Genomic DNA, 17,385 nt, shown 5'->3' on the forward strand with positions numbered 1-17,385 from the left:
AAGCAGGGGAGCGTGGCGAAGCGCGGCCTGATTCCGCCGCGATGAAACTGCTTTCGCTGGTCGATCGCAATGGGCTGGCGATCCTCGCTTAAACCGTTATTGGTAATTCACAATCACCTGATTGCCAATCACCCGCAGCGGCGGATTCAATCCGCCGCGCGCCTGCACGTAATAGACAAAGCGCAATTCGGCATTAGCCGGTTCCCCGTTCAACCCGTTGCTGCTGCCACTGCCGCCGCCCAACGCAATGCAACGGGTCAGCGTACAGAGCTGTACCTGCAAGCCGGCAGGTTCGGCAGCCAGCAGCCGATAACGCCAACTGACGCTGGTGATGCGTGCATTCGGATCCGGCAATGCGTAAGGCGTACGCAGACCAGGCGATTCGCCGCGAACGCCGCCATATTCCAGCGTAGCACCGACGCTGTCGGCCACCCAGGATCCCGACACCGCCTGCGCGCCAAGCGGCGCCAGCAGGCAGAGCAACGGCAAACAGTGTTTCATTATGCGGCTCCAATGGTCGACGTCATGCGGATTTGACGATCGTCGTTGATTTCCAGATTAGACAACACCACCATCTGCGGCAGGCTGCGGCGCAGGAAGCGCGCCAACAACGCCCGCAGCGCGTGGTTTACCAGCAGCACCGGTGGCGCGCTGAGCATTTCTTGCCGCTGTAACGCCTGCTTGGCCTGCTCCAGCAGACGGTCCGCCAGCCCCGGCTCCAATCCGCCACCGCCCTGCAACGCCTGTAACAACAAGCGCTCGAGCTGGGTGTCCAGACCAATGACCTGAATTTCGCCGTTGCCCGGGAACCATTGCTGGGTGATCGCCCGCCCCAGCGCAACCCGCACCACGGTGGTCAGCTCATAAGGGTCGGTTTGCGACGGCGCATGTTCCGCCAGCGTTTCAATAATGGTGCGCATATCGCGGATCGAGACCCTTTCCGCCAGCAGGTTCTGCAATACCTTATGCAGCGTGGTCAGGGACACCACGCCGGGCACGAAATCTTCGGTCAATTTCGGTATATCCTGCGCTACGCGATCCAGCAACTGCTGGGTTTCCTGCCGGCCAAACAGTTCGCTGGCGAACTGGCCAATCAAATGATTGAGATGGGTCGCCACCACGGTGCTGGCCTCCACCACGGTAAAACCCTGGATCTGCGCCTGTTCGCGCAACGCACTGTCAATCCATACCGCTTCCAGCCCAAAGGCCGGATCGACGGTTTTATCTCCCGCCAGTTCACCCACCGCATTGCCCGGGTTAATCGCCAGCCAACGCCCCGGTTGCGCTTCGCCGCTGCCGATTTCTACGCCCTTCATCAGGATCCGGTAGCTGGCGGGCGGCAACTCGAGGTTATCGCGGATATGCACCACCGGCGGCAGGTAGCCCATCTCTTGGGCGAATTTTTTACGGATGCTGCGGATTCGTCCGAGCAGTTCGCCGTTTTGCTGAAAATCCACCATCGGGATCAGCCGGTAGCCCACCTCCATGCCCAACGGATCTTCCAGTTGTACGTCCGACCAACTGGCTTCTACCGCCTGTGGATTATCCTGTGCCAGCGGTATCTCCTGTACCTTCGGCGCTTGTTGATCGCGCCCCCGCAGCCACCAGGCCAACCCCAACAAGGCCGCAGTGAACAGCAGGAACACCAGGTTCGGCATCCCCGGCACCAGGCCCAGCAGGCCAAGCACTGCGGCACTGAGCAACATCACGCGCGGGTTGTTGAACAGTTGGCCGACCATCTGTTCGCCCACGTCCTGATCGGTCGCCACGCGAGTCACGATGACACCGGCGGCAGTCGAAATGACCAGCGCCGGGATCTGCGCCACCAGGCCGTCACCGATAGTCAGCAGGGTGTAGGTTTCCGCCGCCGTACCCAGCTCCATACCGTGCTGGATCACACCGACCAGCAGACCGCCGACCACGTTCAATATCATGATCATCAGCCCGGCGACCGCATCGCCGCGCACGAACTTGCTGGCGCCGTCCATCGAGCCGTAGAAATCGGCTTCCTGCGTTACCTCGGAACGGCGTTTTTTCGCCTCTTCCTCACCGACCAGACCGGCGTTGAGATCGGCGTCGATCGCCATCTGCTTGCCGGGCATGCCGTCCAGAACGAAGCGCGCCCCCACTTCGGCGATACGCCCGGCGCCCTTGGTGATGACCATAAAGTTGATCAGCACCAAAATGATAAACACCACGATGCCGATGGCGAAATTGCCCCCCACCAGGAAGTGGCCAAAGGCCTCCACCACGCGGCCGGCGGCGGCGGAACCGGTATGCCCTTCCATCAGGATGATGCGCGTCGATGCCACGTTGAGCGACAGGCGCAGCAGGGTCGAGAACAGCAATATGGTGGGGAATGCAGCGAATTCCAGCGTGCGCTGGGTAAACATCGCTACCAGCAATACCATGATCGACAAGGCAATATTGAAGGTGAACAACAGATCGAGGATAAATGCCGGTAACGGCAGCACCATCATCGACAGGATCATCAGGATCAGGATCGGGCCGGCCAGTACCTGCCACTGCGTATCTTTAAAACTGCCCGGCAAACGAAGCAAGGCGGCCAAATTAGCCATTAGAGTTACTCTCTCCAGCAAAATCCAGTGCTTCCGGCACCGGTAAACGTTCAGGTTTCTTCGGGATCAGACCGCCCTCGCGCCGCCAACGTCGCAGTTGGTAAACCCAGGCCAGAACTTCGGCCACGGCGGCATACAGGGTGGCCGGGATGTGTTGTCCAATCTCACTGTGCCGATACAGCGCTCGCGCCAGCGGCGGCGCCTCCAGCATCGGAATGCGATGTTCCGTGCCCAGTTCACGGATGCGCAGCGCAATTTCCCCGGCGCCTTTGGCCAGCACTTTCGGCGCACTCATTTTTTGATCGTTGTACTGCAACGCCACGGCGTAATGGGTCGGGTTGGTGACTATCACGTCGGCCTTCGGCACGTCGGCCATCATGCGGCGTCGGGCGATAGCGCGCTGCTGCTGACGGATACGGCCTTTAACGTGCGGATCGCCCTCCTGATCCTTGAACTCGTCGCGAATGTCCTGCTTGGTCATTTTCAGCTTTTTAAAATGGCTCCACAGTTGGTAGAACACGTCAAACGCCACCATCGGCGTCAACCCGAGCACCACCAGCAGACCGCAGAAAATGATCATGCGCAGCGCATTGCCGAGCGCATCGAGCGGCTGTTGCGTCACCAGATGCAGCATCTCCGCCCAGTGGTGCCACAGGTACAAACCGGTGATCCATCCCACCAGCGTCGCCTTCAAAAGGCCCTTCAGCAGCTCTGCCAGCACCTGACTGGAAAACATGCGTTTCAGCCCCGACAGCGGGTTCATCCGTTTTACATCGAACTTGAGCGATTTGCCGCTTAACAACAGGCCGCCCAGCAGCATCGGCGCGGTGATAGCCACCAATACCAGACCCGCCATGATTGGCAGCAGCGCCCACACCGCCTGCCGCAACAGCATGCCCAGTTGGCGCAGCATCTGTTTGTCGTTGCTGACCATCGTATGATCGAAATTCAGCCCCTGGGTCAGCATCGCCGCCAGTTGCTGCGCCATGCCGCCACCGGCAACCCAGATGATCGACAGCCCCGCGACCAGCATCAACACCGACGTCAGCTCGCGCGAACGCGGGATCTGGCCATCCTCGCGCGCCTTTTCCACCCGGTGGGCCGTGGGGGCTTCACTTTTTTCCAGATCGCTGTCTTCAGCCACGGGCGCGCATCCTGTGCCGGGGGGGAATAAAATTGCGGCCAGCATGCCAAAAAAACGCTGACTTCATTGATGGAACAACGGGGGAAAAGGCGGGTTATTTGGGGGATGAGGAGGAAGCGCAGGCATTACGCCCACATGCGGCATCTGGGGCGCAATAATGTGCGCCCCAGAAAACGTCAGAAACCGAGGCTGTCGAGCAGGTCATCCACCTGCGCCTGATTGGCGATAACGCCGGCGCCGTTTTGATCGAGCTGCGGGCCGTTGAGCAAGCTGTCGTTCGGTTTTTTCTCCTTCGCTGGCTGCTCTGGAATATTTTCCATCAGCACCATCAGCAGCTGCTTTTCGATCTCCTGCACCACGTCCATCATGCGTTTGATCACCTGCCCTGTCAGGTCCTGGAAATCCTGCGCCATCATGATTTCCAGCAACTGGGCGTTGGTGAACGCCGTATGTTCCGGCACCTGTTCCAGATACTGCCGGGTATCGGTGACCAGCGCGCGCGCGTCGGCCAGTTCGATCGGATCGGCAAACCAGTCGTCCCAGCGCCCTTTCAGCGCTTTGGCCTCTGACTCCAGCTCCGCCTGGCGCGGCTGCGCCGCTTCCACGCAGTTCAACGCCCGTTCCGCCGCCTGCGCCGTCATGGTGACCACGTAATCAAGCCGATCGCGCGCATCCGGGATTGCCTCTGCCGCTTGGGCGATTGCCTGATCTAGCCCCAGTTCACGCATGCTGTCGCGCAACATGCGCGTCAGTTGACCAATGCGGGAAATGATCTCTCCCGCAGTCGCCGCATCGCTGGCAGGCATTGGAATGTCTCTCATCGCCCTCTCCTTACATGCCCAGTTTTTCAAAGATCTTATTGAGCTTTTCTTCCAGCGTCGCCGCCGTAAAAGGTTTCACCACGTAACCGCTGGCACCGGCCTGCGCCGCCGCGATAATGTTTTCTTTCTTGGCTTCCGCCGTCACCATCAGTACCGGCATCGCCGCCAGCGCGCCGTCGGCGCGAATGGTTTGCAGCAGTTCGAGGCCGTCCATATTCGGCATGTTCCAGTCTGATACCACAAAATCGAAACCGCCGGCGCGCAGCTTGTTCAGCGCATCCGCGCCGTCCTCAGCCTCTTCAACATTGTTAAAGCCCAACTCTTTCAACAAATTTCTGACGATGCGACGCATAGTGGAGAAATCGTCCACCACCAGAAATCTGAGATTTTTATCTGCCATGTTCACTCCCAAGGTGTTAACCGTTCAATTGTGCAAAACCACCACCGCCGTAAGGCAGCAATATAAAATCAAATACGCAGTGCCTGCCCACCGGCAATTTGCGCCAGCATGCGTTGGCTCATGCGATCCAGATCCACCACTTCATTCACCCCGCCGGTGGCGATAGCCTCGCGCGGCATGCCGAACACCACGCAGCTTGCCTCGTTCTGCGCCAGGGTATAGGCGCCGGCGCGGTGCATTTCCAGCATGCCCGCTGCGCCGTCGTTGCCCATGCCGGTCAGGATCACGCCAACCGCATTGCGCCCGGCGAACTGCGCGACAGAACGGAACAGCACGTCCACCGAAGGCCGGTGACGGTTAACCGGCGGGCCGTCATTCAACTTCACCTGATAGTTGGCGCCGCTGCGCGACAGTTCCAGATGGCGATCGCCCGGCGCGATATAAGCATGGCCCGGCAACACCCGCTCACCGTCCTCGGCCTCTTTCACCGTGATCTGGCATAGCTTGTTCAGCCGTTCGGCAAACGATCGGGTGAAACCCGGCGGCATATGCTGGGTGATCAACAGCGCCGGGCTGGTAGCCGGCAACGGTTGCAGCACCTGACGGATCGCTTCGGTGCCGCCGGTGGAGGCGCCGATGGCAATCAACTTCTCGCTGCTCAGCAACGGCGTATGGCTAAGGATCGCCGGTGCCGGGCTGTTGGAGCGCTGCGGTAACCGCGCCTTGGCCGCCGTACGGATTTTCTCGGCAATCAGTTCGCTGTATGCCAGCATGCCTTCGCGGATGCCAAGCTGCGGTTTGGTGACGAAATCAACCGCCCCCAGCTCCAGCGCGCGCAGGGTGATTTCCGATCCTTTGCCGGTCAATGACGACACCATCACCACCGGCATCGGCCGCAAACGCATCAGCTTTTCCAGGAAATCCAGGCCGTCCATGCGCGGCATTTCGACGTCCAGCGTCAGCACCTGCGGATTAAACTTTTTGATCATGTCGCGCGCCACCAGCGGATCCGGCGCGGTCGCTACCATCTCCATATCGGGATGGCTGTTCACAATTTCGGTCATCAACTGCCGCATCAGGGCCGAATCGTCTACGCTCAATACTCTGATTTTACTCATTACCTCTCCTTGGTCAGGCCATACACGGTCTGCCCACGCAAGTAGAAATCCCGGCTGATCTGGCTGAAATTCTCGGAGTGGCCGGCAAACATCAGGCCCCCCGGTTTAAGCAAGGGCACGAAGCGGCGCAGGATGCGCTCCTGCGTCGCCTTATCGAAATAGATCATCACGTTGCGGCAAAAAATGGCGTCAAACTGCCCCGGCAGCGCCCATTCCGGCGCCAGCAGGTTGAGCGACTGGAAATTCACCCGCGCCGCCAACTCCGGCCGCACCCGCACCAGCCCCTGATGCGGACCTGTGCCGCGCAGAAAATAGCGCTGCATCTGCGCCGGCGTCAGAGTGCGCAGATCCTCGTGGCGGTAAACGCCCGCTTCGGCCTTTTCCAACACCTGGGTATCGATATCGCTGGCCCATACCTGACAGCCGCTGGCGCGTTGCCCCAGCGCTTCGTTCAGGGTGATGGCGATCGAATACGGCTCTTCCCCGGTCGATGCCGCCGTACTCCACACGCAATAGCCGTTGGGCCGCTGGCGCGCATGCTCCGCCAGGATCGGGAAGTGGTGCGCCTCGCGGAAAAATGCCGTCAGGTTGGTGGTCAGCGCATTGATAAACGCCTGCCATTCGGCGCTGTTCGGATCGCTTTCCAGCAGCGCCAGGTAATCGCCGAAATCGTTCAACCCCAGCAACCGCAGCCGGCGTACCAGGCGGTTGTAAACCATCTCGCGCTTGTGTTCCGCCAGCACAATGCCGGCGCGCTGGTAAATCAGTTGGCTGATACGCCGAAAATGCACGTCCAACAGCGGCAGGCGCTGCACCATCTGCGTCAGTAAGGACCCAGGATCCCGGTTAGGGGTCGACGGCGCCTGTTTCATACCCTATCACTCATAAAAAACGTGCTGCTTATGCGGTTTGACAATCTGAGGCTTCCTTTACCACGGGTGAAACTGCGTCTTGATTGTTGCCCGGCGCGGCGAAGTTATCGTCTGCCAGACGGAATACCGACACCGCGTCGGCCAGGGTTATCGCCTGCTCTTCCAGCGCGGAGGCTGCCGAAGCGGCTTCCTCCACCAGCGCGGCGTTCTGCTGGGTTACCTGATCCATTTGGGTCACCGCCTGCGTGACCTGCTCGATACCGCGGCTCTGTTCATCGGACGCCGAAGCGATTTCGCCCATGATGTCGGTAACCCGGGTGACCGAGCGCACGATGTCCTGCATGGTCGCGCCGGAGTTTTCCACCAGCACCGAACCCTGTTTCACGCGGCTGACCGATTCGTCGATCAACCCTTTGATTTCTTTCGCCGCCTGCGCGCTGCGGCTGGCTAAATTGCGCACTTCACCGGCCACTACCGCAAAACCGCGCCCCTGCTCACCGGCACGCGCCGCTTCTACCGCCGCGTTCAGCGCCAGAATGTTGGTCTGGAAGGCAATGCCGTCGATCACGCTGGTAATGGCGCCAATTTTCTGCGAACTGTTGGCGATATCCTGCATGGTGGTCACCACGTCGCCGGCCATTTCGCCGCCCTTGGCTGCTGTGGCGGAGGCATCGCGCGCCAGTTGCGAGGCCTGGCGCGCATTGTCGGCATTCTGCTTCACCGTGGCGGTCAACTGTTCCATGCTGGCGGCGGTCTCCTCCAACGAGGCGGCCTGTTGTTCGGTACGCGAAGAGAGATCGTTGTTGCCCTCGGAGATTTCCTGCAGGCCAATCAGGATGGATTCTGCGCCATCGCGCACTGCGCCGACGGTGCCAATCAGCGAACGCTGCATGCGCTGCAGACTGGCGAACAGCTGGCTGATTTCATTGCGGCCATAAACCTGGATCGGCGTCGCCAGATCGCCGGCGGCGATGCGGTCAAAATGGCTGCGCATGATATTCAGCGGTTGCACCAGCATATTGCGCAACCACCACAGGGCGCTGCCGGTCACCAGGATAAGCATCAGCACCGCACCGCCCACCAGCCAGCCGGACAAGGTGAAAGATTGCTGATTGGCGGCATTGGCCGCATCGACATTGGCGTTCACCAGTTGCAGATACTGGACAAAATCGGCCTCGAACAGGTCCTGGGTTTTCTGCGTCGGCTGGTCCATAAACGCCTGCAGGTTGTTGTTCTCCAGGAAGCCAATCAGCTCGTGCAGCGCGCTGCGCAGTCGGTTATAGCTGGCTTGGGTGGTTTCGGTCAGTTGCTGTTCCTGTTCGCTGTGACGCGGTACCGCCAGGAACTGGTTGAAATAGAGATCGGCTTTCTGCAGTGAGCTGCGCGCATTGCCCATCAGCGCATTCACCTGCTCTTGCGGCAGCTTAAGCGCCGAACGGGTGCCGGCGCGGTTCAGCGTATTGCGGGCCTGTAGCAGCGATACCCAGCTCAGGCTGAGGGCATCGCGCTGCTGGCTGCCGAGCGTGATCAGGTTCAGGTTGTGGTGATCGGAACGGAAAGCGGTGTACGACAAGCCGCTGGTGGCCAACTGCATAACACAAAAAGTCATCAACAACAGAAACAGACTGGTAGAGACGCGGATTCGGTTAAACACTGTGAACCTCCTTGCAGCCGGCCGGCGGCCAGCTTACGACGGGGAATAAGCCTCCCGCAGAACTGCGAGGAGGCCCAATGTCGGTCAGAACGTTTCCCAGTTATCCTGCAGATCGCTGGCGTTCGTTTTTTTATGGTTGAGTACCGGGAGAACGGTGGCTTTGCCGGCAGGCATTTTGAATTCGTCCTGGCCTTCCGCTTTCAGGCGGAACACCGCCACCGACTGCGTCAGCATGCTGGCTTGCTCTTCCAGAGCCGCCGCCGCAGAGGCGGACTCTTCTACCAGCGAGGCGTTTTGCTGGGTGACGCGGTCCATTTCCGCCACCGCCTGGCCGACCTGATCGATACCGCGGCTCTGTTCGTCGGAGGCCGAGGCGATTTCACCCATGATGTCAGTGACGCGGGTGACCGCGTTTACGATGTCGCCCATGGTCTCGCCGGCGCTTTCCACCAGCACCGAGCCCATATCGACACGGCTGACGGAATCTTCGATCAGGCCCTTGATCTCTTTCGCTGCCTGCGCGCTGCGCTGGGCCAGGTTACGCACTTCCCCCGCCACCACCGCAAAGCCACGGCCCTGTTCGCCGGCGCGTGCCGCTTCTACCGCCGCATTCAGCGCCAGGATGTTGGTCTGGAAAGCAATGCCGTCGATCACGCCGGTAATGTCGGCAATTTTCTGCGAACTGCCGGCAATGTCGTGCATGGTCTGCACCACGTTGGCCACCACTTTGCCGCCCTTCTGCGCGGTTTCGGAGGCGCTCAGCGCCAGTTGGCTGGCCTGACGGGCGTTTTCGGCGTTCTGTTTCACCGTGGCGGTCAACTGCTCCATGCTGGCGGCGGTTTCCTCCAGCGAGGCGGCCTGCTGTTCGGTACGGGAAGAAAGATCGTTATTGCCGGCGGCAATTTCGGATGCGCCGCTGTAGATGGCGTCGGCCCCCTGACGCACGCCGCTGACGGTCTCGATCAGTTCGCTCTGCATGTGTTTGAGGCTGGCGGCCAGCACGCCCATTTCATTGCGGCTGGTCACGGCAATCTGTTGGGTCAGATCGCCGGCGGCGATCATTTTGATATGATCGATCATGCGGTTGAGCGGACGCACCAGAATGTGGTGGATACCGCTCCACACCAATACGATCACCGCCAGCACCACGACCAACACCACGACCAGCGTCCAGATGGCGAAGCTGAAGGAGCTGTTGCTGTCTTCCACCGCGCTTTGGTAGAGCTTGTCGTTTTGTGCCAGGTAGGTGTTGTAGATATCTTCAAAGCCGTTCTGATAGCTTTGCGTCGGTTGGTCGAAGAAGGCGTTGATCTTGCCTTCACCCAGCAGTTGAACCAACTCGGACAACGCACCGTGCAAAATACCGTATTGCTGTTTGAGCTTTTCGGCAGACTGCGCGTCCTGACGAGGACTTAGAGGAATTTTGTCATAGGCGGCATAATGTTGTTCCGCCACCAGCAGGTTGTTTTTGGCCCCAGCCAGCAGGTCCGTAACGCTGGCGCCGCTGCCAATCTTATTGGCATCCATCATGTAACGGATCCCGGCGCGGTTCAGCGTATTGCGAGCCTGCAGCAGGTTAACCCAGCTTTCGTTCAAATCGGACTGCTGCTGGCGAATGGTCTGCAAAACGGTGAAGTTTTCTTTGTCATTCTTTAGTGAGGAGAAAAAGAGCCCGCCCGAAACCAGCTGCAAGGCGCCAAATAACACCAGTACCAGCAACAGGCTGGTGACCACCTTCATACGATTAAACATGTTTTCCCTTGTTGAAAGCCCGCGCGGACAGGCCCGAAGTCTGTTGATTGACAGAGTTATCGGCGCTGCGGGGCAGAACTTTATGCGAGGAGGTAACTATTTTTGGTTGGGGGTTTGGGCGCACCGTACGGCGTCCCTGCGGTGCAGACAATGGCGGCATATTGTTTTGTCATATGCAGGGTTCAGCACGCAGCCCCCGTATCGCCACAGGGCTTGGCGCGTACGCCCGCCAGGCGTAATATCCTGCCATCATCGGAAAGCATTTGTGAGGACGAGATGGAGAATCGACGAATCAAACGGGCGGCGTGGGTATTTGCAGGATTCTTGGCCGCCAACCTGCTGAGCGGCCTGTTGAACTCAACGACGCAGGTCAACCTGTTGCGCAGCGCCACGGTTGCGGCGCTGTTCGCTGCCGGTTACCTGCTGGTGACCAGCCGTGTCTGGAAAAGATACGTGCTGCGCTTGAAGGATATCGATTAGTCGGGCAATGCATCATCAGGCGCTACCCGTTTTTGGGGCGCAACATGCGGCGGAGATCCCTTGCCGCATGCTGAACCCGTCTCATCGCCAATCAGGCGCTTTTCGCCACGCTGTCGACCAGCGACATCTCTTCGCTGCTCAGCAGCTTTTCGATATCCACCAGAATCAGCATGCGATCGCCCAGCGACCCCAGGCCGGTCAGGTATTCGGTCGCCAGCGTCACGGCGAACTCCGGCGCCGGGCGGATCTGCTCGGTGGTCAGCGACAGCACGTCGGATACGCCGTCAACCACAATACCCACCACCCGCAGGCCAAAGTTCAGCACAATCACCACGGTGTTTTCATCGTAGGACACGTCCTGCTGGGCAAATTTCACCCGCAGATCGATAATCGGCACAATCACGCCACGCAGGTTAGTGACGCCCTTGATAAAGGCCGGTGTATTGGCGATGCGCGTAACCTGATCGTATCCGCGGATCTCCTGCACCTTGAGGATATCGATGCCATATTCCTCGTTGCCCAAGGTAAAAATCAGGAACTCCTGCCCTACCGTTTCGCCAGCCAATTTGCTGACGGTTGCCAGTCCTGCCATATCATTCACCTCTACACCAATCGATTAGTTATTATCAGACGGCTGCCAAAGTCCGTTATTAGGGAGAGCGTGCCGAAGGGGTCGTAACGGCTTGTGCCGTCGACCAATTTGCTGGGAGCAAATTGGAACGACTTCCAGTCGGCCCGAAGGGTGGGACACAGGGATGTGTCCCATAATAGCCCCTCGGTGCGCCAGGCCCGGGTATCTCGAACTCAAAGACAACGCGGCCATCAACCTCATTATTATTATGCAGCCGCGTCCGTCAGACGTTGTTCGCGGTTCAGCGTTTGCAGCGCCGACACATCGACAATCAGCGCCACGCTGCCGTCGCCCAGAATGGTCGCGGCGGAAATCCCCGGCACTTTGCGATAGTTGCTTTCCAGATTCTTCACCACCACCTGATGCTGGCCGATCAACTGATCCACCAGCAGCGCATAGCGGCGGCCGGCGCTTTGCAGGATCACCACAATGCCCTGAGTGGCATCGGTTTTGGCGCCTGCCACCTCGAACACCCGGAACAGCTCCACCAGCGGCAAATATTCGCCGCGTACCTGCAACACCCGCTCGCCACCGGCCAACGGGTGCAGGTCTTCGGCCTGCGGTTGCAACGATTCCATCACCGCATTGAGCGGTAAGATAAACACTTCGTCGTTTACCTTGACCGACATACCGTCGAGGATCGCCAGCGTCAACGGCAGCAAAATGCGAATCGCTGTGCCCTTGCCTGCCTGCGAGTGGATTTCTACATGCCCACCCATTTCCTGAATATTTCGCTTCACCACGTCCATGCCGACGCCGCGGCCCGACACATCGGTCACCTGCTCTGCGGTGGAAAAACCCGGCGCAAAGATCAGCATGCCGACCTCTTCATCGCTCATGCTGTCGCTGACCGGCAGCCCCTGCGACGCCGCTTTGGCGAGAATTTTTGCCCGGTTCAGCCCGGCGCCGTCGTCGGTCACCTCAATGCAGATATTGCCGCCCTGATGCTCCGCCGACAGAACCAGATTACCCACAGCCGATTTACCGGCAGCAACGCGCGTGGCCGGGTCTTCGATGCCGTGATCCAGGCTGTTGCGCACCAGGTGCGTCAGGGGATCTATAATGCGTTCGATCAGACTCTTGTCCAACTCGGTAGAACTGCCCTGCAACTGCAGCTCCACCTGCTTGTTCAGCTTGCCGGCCAGATCGCGCACCAGACGCGGGAAGCGGCTGAACACGTACTCCATCGGCATCATGCGGATCGACATTACCGACTCTTGCAGATCGCGCGCGTTACGCTCCAGTTGGCTCATGCTGTTGAGCAGATCGCCGTGGTTGACCGGGTCCAGGCTGCCGGAACGCTGCGCCAGCATCGACTGGGTGATCACCAGTTCCCCGACCAGGTTGATCAACTGGTCAACTTTTTCCACCGCCACGCGGATGCTGGTCGACTCGTTGGCCTTGGCGCGCGGTTTCGGCGCTTCGGCAACCGCAGGCGCCGGTATGGCTACCCTCGGCTCCGTAGCCTGAACGGCTGGCGGTGTCGGCACCGGCGGCAACTCGGCCTGCGGCGGCTTGGCGAAGCTGATTTGCTCCGGCTCCAGCACGAAACACAGCACTGCGCTGATGTCATCTTCGCCGACAGAGGTCAGCAGCGTCACTTCCAGGCTGCTTTCGGTCTGCTGCGGGTTTTTCACCTCGCCCAGGTTGCCCAACTCTTCCAGCATCAGCGGGATTTCATTCGGCTTCAGGCCACTGAGGCAAACCCGCATCCCGCCCTCTGTCGCCGAAGGTGCGGCGACGGCAGTTTCCGTCAACGCAAGCGCAGCGGGAGCATCCTGCTGCTGTGCGTCCAGCGCAAGCTGCCGCAACGCCTGACAGATGTATTCAAAGCTGTCGGCGTCTGGCTTTTGCGACGTTTTATAGGCGTCCAGTTGCTCCTGCATAATGTCTTTGGTTTCCAGAAACAGGTTGATAATTTCAGTGCTCAGGCTCATCTCCTGACGCCGCGCACCGTCCAGCAGGTTCTCCAGCAAATGGGTCGTTTCCTGCAGCACCGAGAAGCCGAAGGTCGCCGCACCGCCCTTGATCGAGTGCGCTGCGCGGAAAATGGCGTTCAGCGGTTCAATGTCCGGGGCCAGCGGATCCAGCTCCAGCAGGTGTTGCTCCATATCGGCCAGCAACTCATCTGCTTCATCAAAAAAGGTCTGATAAAAAGCGCTAATATCCATGCTCACGGGGTCACCTCTGCTGTGAGTCGCTGTTAGTCGGTGAAGGGACAGCCGCCGGCTGCTCCGGGGCGATAAGGGTCGCCGGTGCCGTTGCCGACGGCGCCAGAGGCTTCAGATCAACCGGCCGGGCGATGCCTATCGCGTTGCTTTCGCCATTTTCGTGTTCAATGCCCTGTTGGGTTTGCTTGTTCAGCACCAGCACGGTGATGCGGCGGTTGATGGCATCATCGGCACCGTGCTGTTTCAGGCTCATGGTGGCGGCCATGCCCACCACCCGCAGCACCTTGCCCTCCGACAACCCGCCGGCGATCAGCTCGCGCCGCGAGGCATTGGCGCGATCGGCCGAAAGCTCCCAGTTGCTGTAGCCACGCTCGCCGGTGGCGTAGGGAATATCGTCGGTATGACCGGACAGGCTGATTTTATTCGGCAGGTCATTCAGGATCGGCGCAATGGCCCGCAAGATATCGCGCATGTAGCTTTCTACCTGTGCGCTGCCGGTTTTGAACATAGGCCGGTTCTGGCTATCGATGATCTGAATGCGTAATCCTTCATCCATCATGTTGATCAGCAGATGCGGACGCAGCGCTTTCAGGCGCGGATCGGATTCAATCAGCTCATCCAGCTTTTCCCGCAGCTTGTTGAGCCGCAGTTCCTCGTCACGCTTCTCCAGCGTATCGATCTGTTTTTTCACCAACCCATCCTTCTGAGTGGGGTCATCCCCACCCCCCGGGATCGGGCTGCTTTCCGAACTGCTTTTGTCGCCGGTGGTCAGCGCCACCTTCAAGGGCGTGCGGAAATATTCGGCGATTTGCGTCAGCTCCTGGGGGCTGGCGATCGCCAGCAACCACATCACCAGGAAGAACGCCATCATGGCGGTCATAAAGTCAGCATAGGCAATCTTCCAGGAGCCACCGTGATGCCCCGCCTGATGCGATTTGCGTTTTCTGACCAGAACGACCGGGTGATTCTGTTTCATGCCTGCTCTTCTTCCGTCGCCTGCTGCGCCGGCGCCTTAACACGGCGCACGTGTTCTTCCAGCTCAACGAAGGATGGCCGCTCGGTGGTGTACAGTGTTTTACGGCCAAATTCGACCGCAATCTGCGGCGCATAGCCGTTCAGGCTCGACAGCAGCGTGACCTTGATGCATTGCATCATTTTGACGTTTTCCGCGCTTTTCTGCCGCAGCAGGGTCGCCAGCGGCGAGATAAAACCGTAGGCCAGCAAAATGCCGAGGAAGGTACCGACCATCGCGTTGGCGATAAGTGCCCCCAACTCGGCCGCCGGGCGATCGGCCGAGGCCAGCGCATGCACCACGCCCATCACCGCCGCCACAATGCCGAAGGCCGGCAACGAGTCGCCGACCATCGCCAGGCTACCGGCCGGCACTTCGCTTTCCTGTTCGAAGGTTTCGATCTCTTCGTCCATCAGCGCTTCAATCTCAAACGCATTCATGTTGCCGCTCACCATCAGCCGTAAGTAATCGGTAATAAATTCCACCAGGGTGTTATCGGCAAGGATGCGGGGATAATTAGAAAAAATTTCACTTTCCTGCGGGTTATCGATATCGAACTCGAGGGACAACATGCCCTGTTGACGGGATTTGGCCAGCAGGCGATACAGCAACGCCATCAGATCCATGTACAGATCCTTGCTGTATTTCGAACGGCGCATCAGTTTGGGGATAGCGCGTAGGGTGGATTTTATCGCCTTACCGTTGTTGCCTACGATAAAAGCGCCGATGCCCGCACCGCCGATGATCAAGAACTCCGACGGTTGATAAAGCGCACCGAGATGGCCCCCCACCATCATGTACCCCCCAAAAACCGCCCCCAATACCACGAGATAACCCAAAATAACTAACACACGCATTCCTTAAATTAACAATGTGGATGGAAGGTGGGATAAGCGCGCTTTTGAGCCGCAACGGCGCAGCAGTCCAAGCTGCGCCGACGGGTTCGGTATACCGAACCCTGCGTTTCACAAGTCGATTTAGGTCTGGACGAACCGGCGTTGCCGCCGGCTCAAATTGCGCGTTTAACCTGCTCGTCCGGCTGTTGAGGAATAATATCGGCCAGTTGCGGCGAAAGTTTACGTCTTTTTACTGCGCGGGAAGGGGGTTGGCATAAACTGCAAACAAAACTGTTCAAGGGTTGGTGCGCGTGGGTGATAAAAGTGCCGCCACAACAGTTGCAGGCGGAGAGCTGCAACATGCCGCTATCGACGAAACGCACCAGCGTCCAGGCGCGGGTCAGCGCCAGCAACGGCGTCTCCCCCGCCGGGTGCGGGCACTGTTCCAGATACAGACGATAGGCTTTGATCACCGCCTCGACACCGGTGCAATACCCGCTCTTCATCAGGAAACTGTAGGCGTTGTAAAACATGGATGAATGGATGTTCTGTTCCCAGGTCATAAACCAGTCGGTAGAGAACGGCAACATTCCTTTCGGCGGCGGACTGCCGCGCAATTCCTTATAGAGTTTGATCAACCGCCCGCGGCTGAGCTGAGTTTCACTTTCCAGCATCTGCAAACGCGCACCCAGCGTAATCAATTCCATCGCCAGCTGGATGTCCTTGGCTTCCTGAACAATACTTTTCTCTACCATCATCAGGCTCTTTTCTTCGTCGCACTACCGTCTTTAGCCGATAGTTCTTGCAGTAAATGGCTTGATAGCAAAATGCCCGTATGGATTTGCTGCAGATCGTCCACACGTGACTCTTTCGTCAGGCGTTCGATAGTATGGCTTTCGTTAAAACGGAAGTGACAGACCAACTGGTTAGTCTCAGCCAGTTTGACCATTTGCGGTAACGTGAGTTGAGCGAGCGCATCGGCCATGGCTTCGTCGATACCCAGACGGAACATCGCCGATGCTTTTTCATCATTAATCAGACGCTGTGCTAAAAGTAAATATGACAAATTTATGTCATAAATATGCTTAAGTAATTCAGACGTACCCATATTCCCCATCCCGACAGACTATGTTTAAAAACATACGCTGGGTGATAATTTTTATCGCCCGTGACCTGGGTTTGTTCCCGAAGTTGGCAAATGAATCCCTGAATAACGGCCGTTATAAATTTTTCAACATCTCTAAATTCGGACCATCATTCAGTATTTGATACGTGCGCAAACCAATGTGTATGGATGTACAGCATTTTGCTTCGATAGTGTGTAGTCACCATGAAACTATTTTTACAAAATTAATAAGATTATTCCTAAAGCAGCGCAACTCTACCCCCGAACCATTAGCACACACAACGTAAGTAGGCGGCAATTTTAAATACAATGTGACATGGATCACAAAAATAAAAAATAATTAAGCCAAATACCCCCTTATACGTCCATTTTTTAACCGTGTTTTTGCTTAAAAATCAGCCATAAGTAAAAAAACGTCTTAAAAACAATGCATATGAGCCAAAAAAATATCATTTTTAGATCAATTCGAACAAAAGCATTACCAAACCAAAATAACAGAACAAAAATCTGTTCATAGCCGGTAAACGCAGTATAAATAACCATTTAGTTAACAATAAACTATCAACACTCCAAAAATAACTCATGGAAACTATAAGGGAATTAAGTTTCAGATTTGACTTAAAGAACGGCTCATCGCCTGTTTTAATTTTAAGCGAAAGTGCATATTAGGTTAACAATGGGTTGCTTGGGTTATGAACAAGAAAACAGACGTAACGACATGTTTCTCGATTTGCAGAGTTAAGGCGGCGGATTTAGGCTTATGTCTCCCCGTAACGTTTTATCGGCAGA

At 57.8% G+C, this 17,385-nt stretch carries 16 protein-coding genes; 1 reads left to right on the plus strand and 15 read right to left on the minus strand.

The features are described 5' to 3' along the window. Window positions 1–96: 96 nt before the first annotated feature. The 9 genes from ACUTQW_RS08145 to tsr all read right to left on the minus strand — a co-directional run bounded on the left by ACUTQW_RS08145 (window position 97) and on the right by tsr (window position 10,340). On the minus strand, window positions 97–501 hold the full coding sequence (locus ACUTQW_RS08145; RefSeq protein ID WP_004946111.1) for a flagellar protein FlhE: 405 nt from the start codon (window positions 499–501) through the stop codon (window positions 97–99). After that, entirely contained in the window at window positions 501–2,579 is a 2,079-nt protein-coding gene (gene flhA / locus ACUTQW_RS08150) for a flagellar biosynthesis protein FlhA (protein WP_004946114.1), read from the minus strand. The genes ACUTQW_RS08145 and flhA overlap by 1 nt, the downstream gene beginning before the upstream one ends. Continuing rightward, on the minus strand, window positions 2,572–3,723 hold the full coding sequence (flhB, locus tag ACUTQW_RS08155; protein WP_006326139.1) for a flagellar biosynthesis protein FlhB: 1,152 nt from the start codon (window positions 3,721–3,723) through the stop codon (window positions 2,572–2,574). The genes flhA and flhB overlap by 8 nt, the downstream gene beginning before the upstream one ends. 176 nt (window positions 3,724–3,899) lie before the next feature. After that, complete coding sequence (cheZ, locus tag ACUTQW_RS08160) at window positions 3,900–4,544, minus strand: protein phosphatase CheZ (RefSeq protein ID WP_006326140.1); 645 nt, start codon at window positions 4,542–4,544, stop codon at window positions 3,900–3,902. Window positions 4,545–4,554: 10 nt separating this feature from the next. Beyond that, window positions 4,555–4,944, minus strand: a complete 390-nt coding sequence (cheY, locus tag ACUTQW_RS08165) for a chemotaxis response regulator CheY (RefSeq protein ID WP_006326141.1) — start codon at window positions 4,942–4,944, stop codon at window positions 4,555–4,557. Window positions 4,945–5,012: 68 nt separating this feature from the next. Next, window positions 5,013–6,062, minus strand: coding sequence for a protein-glutamate methylesterase/protein-glutamine glutaminase (locus ACUTQW_RS08170; protein WP_198640674.1), 1,050 nt, complete (start codon window positions 6,060–6,062; stop codon window positions 5,013–5,015). Beyond that, a complete protein-coding gene (gene cheR, locus ACUTQW_RS08175; protein WP_004946129.1) occupies window positions 6,062–6,934 on the minus strand; it encodes a protein-glutamate O-methyltransferase CheR in 873 nt (290 codons plus the stop codon). The genes ACUTQW_RS08170 and cheR overlap by 1 nt, the downstream gene beginning before the upstream one ends. Window positions 6,935–6,962: 28 nt before the next feature. Then, window positions 6,963–8,588: a methyl-accepting chemotaxis protein gene (locus tag ACUTQW_RS08180; protein WP_037433078.1), complete on the minus strand. Its 1,626-nt coding sequence runs from the start codon at window positions 8,586–8,588 to the stop codon at window positions 6,963–6,965. Between the two features lie 84 nt (window positions 8,589–8,672). Continuing rightward, entirely contained in the window at window positions 8,673–10,340 is a 1,668-nt protein-coding gene (gene tsr / locus ACUTQW_RS08185) for a methyl-accepting chemotaxis protein (RefSeq protein WP_110605843.1), read from the minus strand. 276 nt (window positions 10,341–10,616) lie between these two features. On the opposite strand from tsr, the gene ACUTQW_RS08190 reads away from it, so the two are divergent. Next, the gene (locus ACUTQW_RS08190) at window positions 10,617–10,820 is read left to right on the plus strand and encodes a hypothetical protein (protein ID WP_037431160.1); all 204 of its coding nucleotides are present in this window, start codon (window positions 10,617–10,619) and stop codon (window positions 10,818–10,820) included. Window positions 10,821–10,911: 91 nt separating this feature from the next. On the opposite strand, the gene cheW is transcribed toward ACUTQW_RS08190, so the two are convergent. The 6 genes from cheW to flhD all read right to left on the minus strand — a co-directional run bounded on the left by cheW (window position 10,912) and on the right by flhD (window position 16,578). Continuing rightward, window positions 10,912–11,412: a chemotaxis protein CheW gene (gene cheW, locus ACUTQW_RS08195; RefSeq protein WP_004946138.1), complete on the minus strand. Its 501-nt coding sequence runs from the start codon at window positions 11,410–11,412 to the stop codon at window positions 10,912–10,914. 245 nt (window positions 11,413–11,657) lie between these two features. Continuing rightward, window positions 11,658–13,628, minus strand: coding sequence for a chemotaxis protein CheA (gene cheA, locus ACUTQW_RS08200; RefSeq protein WP_261149441.1), 1,971 nt, complete (start codon window positions 13,626–13,628; stop codon window positions 11,658–11,660). 4 nt (window positions 13,629–13,632) lie between these two features. Continuing rightward, the gene (motB, locus tag ACUTQW_RS08205; RefSeq protein WP_006326149.1) at window positions 13,633–14,598 is read right to left on the minus strand and encodes a flagellar motor protein MotB; all 966 of its coding nucleotides are present in this window, start codon (window positions 14,596–14,598) and stop codon (window positions 13,633–13,635) included. After that, window positions 14,595–15,485, minus strand: a complete 891-nt coding sequence (motA, locus tag ACUTQW_RS08210; RefSeq protein WP_006326150.1) for a flagellar motor stator protein MotA — start codon at window positions 15,483–15,485, stop codon at window positions 14,595–14,597. Before motA ends, motB begins: the two co-directional genes overlap by 4 nt. 158 nt (window positions 15,486–15,643) lie before the next feature. Further along, window positions 15,644–16,228, minus strand: a complete 585-nt coding sequence (gene flhC, locus ACUTQW_RS08215; protein WP_004946150.1) for a flagellar transcriptional regulator FlhC — start codon at window positions 16,226–16,228, stop codon at window positions 15,644–15,646. After that, complete coding sequence (gene flhD / locus ACUTQW_RS08220; RefSeq protein ID WP_004946152.1) at window positions 16,228–16,578, minus strand: flagellar transcriptional regulator FlhD; 351 nt, start codon at window positions 16,576–16,578, stop codon at window positions 16,228–16,230. Before flhD ends, flhC begins: the two co-directional genes overlap by 1 nt. Window positions 16,579–17,385: the final 807 nt, after the last annotated feature.

The sequence above is a fragment of the Serratia sp. TSA_7 genome, assembly GCF_052692135.1.